At 75.5% G+C, this 3,951-nt stretch carries 4 protein-coding genes; all 4 read right to left on the bottom strand.

Going from position 1 to position 3,951, the window contains the following annotated elements:
* Nucleotides 1–573: SRPBCC family protein (locus ACWF94_RS35665; RefSeq protein ID WP_453498432.1), on the bottom strand; the 573-nt coding region annotated here is incomplete at its 3' end.
* Nucleotides 574–591: 18 nt separating this feature from the next.
* A complete protein-coding gene (locus ACWF94_RS35660; RefSeq protein ID WP_453498429.1) occupies nt 592–1,704 on the bottom strand; it encodes an XdhC family protein in 1,113 nt (370 codons plus the stop codon).
* Nucleotides 1,697–2,845, bottom strand: coding sequence for a vWA domain-containing protein (locus ACWF94_RS35655; RefSeq protein WP_453498426.1), 1,149 nt, complete (start codon nt 2,843–2,845; stop codon nt 1,697–1,699). Before ACWF94_RS35655 ends, ACWF94_RS35660 begins: the two co-directional genes overlap by 8 nt.
* 5 nt (nt 2,846–2,850) lie before the next feature.
* The gene (locus tag ACWF94_RS35650) at nt 2,851–3,759 is read right to left on the bottom strand and encodes an AAA family ATPase (RefSeq protein ID WP_453498435.1); all 909 of its coding nucleotides are present in this window, start codon (nt 3,757–3,759) and stop codon (nt 2,851–2,853) included.
* Nucleotides 3,760–3,951 lie beyond the last annotated feature (192 nt).

Here is a 3,951-nt window from a genome sequence, read left to right as displayed (position 1 = left end):
GTCCAGGGCCGGAGCGGTCCCGCCCTCGGCCGCCGGAGGGACGCGCCCGCCTCCCGCCGGAGCGGTGCCCGCGCCACGGCGGGGCGGGGTCGCAGCACGGGAGGCGGCGTCGGCGCCACCGCCCCCCAGCCGCCGAGACACGCACTCGGCGAAACGGCCCACCAGTTTGTCCGCCACCTCCGCCAGCACCCCCCGGCCGAACTGCGCCGGGCGGCCGGTGACCGTCAGATCCGTGGTGACGGTGACCGATGTGCCGTCCCCCGAGCCGTTGCGGATGCCGGTCAGGGTTCCGGTCACCTTCGCCGTCGCCGTGCCCTGGCCGCGTACCTCCTTGCCGCGCGCGGTCAGGACCATCCGGTGCGCGGTCTCGTCCCTCTCCTCGAAGACGGCCGTGCCCCGGTACAGCACCGTCACCGGTCCCAGCTTCACCTTGACCCCGCCCGTGACGGTCTCCCCGTCGAACTCCTCCACCGTCGCCCCCGGCATGCACGGCGCGATCCGCTCGATGTCCAGGAGCGCGCGCCACGCCTCGTCGACGGGTACCGGGACAGTAAAGGTGTTCCGCAGCTCCATGACTCCTCCTCGCGCTCGTCACCGGGCCGGGAGCCCCGGTGGGTGGATCGCTCCCGCCGTCCGCGCGAGCGGGGCACCGCTGCCGCCCCAGCGCAGGGCGATGATCTCCGCGGCGATCGAAACGGCGACCTCCTCGGGGGTACGCGCTCCGAGGTCGAGGCCCACGGGCGAGCGCAGCCGGGCGAGCCGGGCCTCGTCCAGACCCCGTTCCCGCAGCCGGGCCAGGCGGTCCTCGTGGGTGCGGCGGCTGCCCATCGCGCCGATGTACGCGGCCGGGGTCCGCAGCGCCACCTCCAGCAGCGGGACGTCGAACTTCGGGTCGTGGGTGAGGACGCAGAGCACGGTCCGCTCGTCGACCTCCGTGGCGCGCAGATAGCGGTGCGGCCAGTCGACGACCACCTCGGCCACCTCGGGGAACCGTCGCGGGTCGGCGAAGGCGGGCCGGGCGTCGCAGACGGTGACGCGGTAGCCGAGGAAGGCGCCGATACGGGCCACCGCCGCCGCGAAGTCGATCGCGCCGAAGACCAGCATGCGCGGCGGCGGCGCGAACGCGTGCAGAAAGACGGTGACCCGGTCCTCGCGCCGTTCACCGTGCGGGCCGTAGTGGCGGGGGCCGGTCGCTCCCCTGGCCAGTTCGCCGCGCGCGTCGTCGGTGACCGCCGCGTCAAGTCCGGCGGAACCGAGTGAGCCCGACACCGAGTCGGGCCCGACCGCGAGGGCCGCACCGCGCGGGGCGGGGCCGTCCACGACGGTGGCGAGGACCACGGGGCGGTGAGCGGCGACGGACGCGGCGAGGTCGGCGAACGACGGATCGGTGCGGGCCGAGACCGACCGTACGAGGACGGTGATCTCGCCGCCGCAGGTGAGGCCGACGGCGAAGGCGTCCTCGTCGCTGTAGCCGAACGTCTCCAGCCGGGGACGCCCGTCCTCGGCGACCTCCTTGGCCAGTTCGAACACCGCGCCCTCCACACAGCCCCCGGAGACACTGCCGACCACCTCGTCCCCGGGCCCCACCGCCATCGCCGCGCCGGGGCCGCGCGGGGCGCTGCGGCTGACCGCGACGACGGTGGCCAGGCCGAACGGGTTTCCGGCGGCGTACCAGCGGCTGAGCGCCGGGAGGATCTCACGCACGAGCGACACCCCCAGTGCCCCTCGCGCCCCTTATGCCCCTCGCCCCCCGCACCGTGTCCGCCAGCCGCTCCAGCGCGGCGATGCTGTGTCCTTCGGTGAACGCGTCCACGGAGGGCAGTGCGGCCGCCATCCCGGCCGCGAGCGGCTGATACCCCGGGCGGGCCTTGCGGGGATTGGCCCAGACCACCCGGTGGGCCAGTCGGCGCAGCCGCCGCATCTGGGCGGCGAGCAGCGCCGGGTCCCCGCGCTCCCAGCCGTCGGAGATGACGACGACCACCGCCCCCCGGGCGGTCCCGCGCTGCCCCCAGCGGTCCAGGAAGGCGCGCAGCGTCTCACCGAGCCGGGTGCCGCCGCTCCGGTCGGGGACGGCCGCCGCGGCGGCGGCCAGGGCTTCGTCCGGATCGCGGTGCGCCAGCTCCCGGGTGACTCGGGTCAGCCGGGTGCCGAGGGTGAAGACCTCGGTGGTGCGCGAGCCCCGCACGGCGGCGTGGGCGAACCGCAGCAGCGCGTCCGCGTACGGGTCCATGGAACCGCTGACATCGAGCAGCAGCACCACCCGGCGCGGCCGGTCGGTCCGGGTGCGGTGGCGCAGTGCGGCGGGTTCACCGCCGTGCCGCAGGAGTTCGCGGACCGTGCGCCGAGGGTCGAGTACGCCGCGCCCGGCCGGACGCAGCCTGGCGGTCCTGCGCGCCTCCCCGGTGAGGGTGAACGCGGCGAGCAGCCGGCGCAGTTCGGCGCGTTCCGCCGGGGAGAGAGCGGCAATATCGCGCCGGCGCAGCACCTCGGTGGCGCTCGCCGACGACCCGGCCCGGTGGGCCGTGCGGCCGTCGCCCGGCGCCGGGGTCCCGGCGGGCGCGGGGCGTGTGAACACGCGCGGCACGGCGGCGGGCCGCCGTCGGACCGGGGGCGGCGGGCGGCCGAAGCAGGCGGCGAAGACCCGGTCGTAGCGTTCCAGGTCGTCCCGGCTGCCGCAGAGGGTGAGCCGGCCCGCCCAGTACACGTCCCGGCGGCGCTGCGGCCCGAGGACGCCGAGCGCCCCGAGGAACGCCTGGACCCGCTCGGAGTCCGCGGCCACGCCCGCCGCGCGCAGCCTGTGCGCGAAGCCGATCACGACGGCCGTGGGGTCGGGGGCTCCCGCCATGGCGCTCACACTCCCCGGTCCGCGAGGATCGCGGTCAGATCGAGTGTGCGGGCGCGTTCCGCGTCCTCGTGGTACTTGAGTACGGAGCCGAGGGTGGCCAGCGCCAGATCCGCGTCCAGCTCCCGTGCGCCGAGCGCGTCGAGGGCCTCGGCCCAGTCGATGGTCTCGGCGACGCCCGGGGGCTTGCGGAGTTCCTGGGTGCGCAGGTGCTGGACGACTGCGGTGACCTGGGCGGCGAGCCGTTCGGTCACCTGGGGGCGGCGGATCCGGACGATCGCGAGTTCGCGGTCGAAGCCGGGGTGGTCGAACCAGTGGTACAGACAGCGCCGTTTCAGGGCGTCGTGGACTTCGCGGGTGCGGTTGGAGGTGAGGACCACCACGGGCGGCCCGGCCGCCCGCAGGGTGCCCAGTTCGGGGACGGTGACCGTGTACTCGGAGAGCAGTTCCAGCAGGAGCGCCTCGAATTCGTCGTCGGCCCGGTCGATCTCGTCGATGAGCAGTACGGACGGATGGGTCTCCAGGGCCCGCAGCAGGGGGCGCGCGATCAGGAACCGTCTGCTGTACAGCTCGCTCTCCAGCCGGTCCGCGTCGGTGATCCCGGCGGCCTCGGCGGCCCGCAGATGCAGGAGCTGGCGCGGGAAGTCCCAGTCGTACAGGGCCTGGGAGGCATCGATGCCCTCGTAGCACTGGAGCCGGATCAGCGGGGCGTCGATGGCCTGGGCGAGCGCGGAGGCGAGCGCGGTCTTGCCGGTGCCCGCGTCGCCCTCGCAGAAGACGGGCCGGTGCAGTCCGAGCGCGAGGAAGCAGGCGACGGCGAGGCCGTCGTCCACGAGATAGCCGGTCCGCTCCAGCCGCGTCCGCAGCTCACCGGGCCCTTCCGCCACGGTCCGACGCCCGTCCGGCCCTTCCCCCATGCCCCGGCGTTCACCCGGCCCTTCCGCCACCGTCCGACGCCCGTCCGGTTCTTCCCCCATGCCCCGGCGTTCACCCGGCGCTTCCTCCCTGCCCAGACGTTCACCCGGCCCTTCCGCCATGGCCCGCAGCCCACCCGGCCCCTCCCCCATCGCCCGGCGTTCGCCCGGTCCTGCCGACATCGCCCGCACCCG

It is taken from the genome of Streptomyces sp. NPDC055078 (assembly GCF_053607985.1).
Note: the sequence above shows the minus strand (reverse complement) of the source record. Positions and strands in the feature narration are given on the sequence as shown.

Bases quoted from the DNA above. Each gene is read 5' to 3' on its own strand.
- ACWF94_RS35650 (WP_453498435.1), bottom strand. From the start codon at position 3,759: ATGGGGGAAGGGCCGGACGGGCGTCGGACCGTGGCGGAAGGGCCCGGT.
- ACWF94_RS35655 (WP_453498426.1), bottom strand. From the start codon at position 2,845: ATGGCGGGAGCCCCCGACCCCACGGCCGTCGTGATCGGCTTCGCGCAC.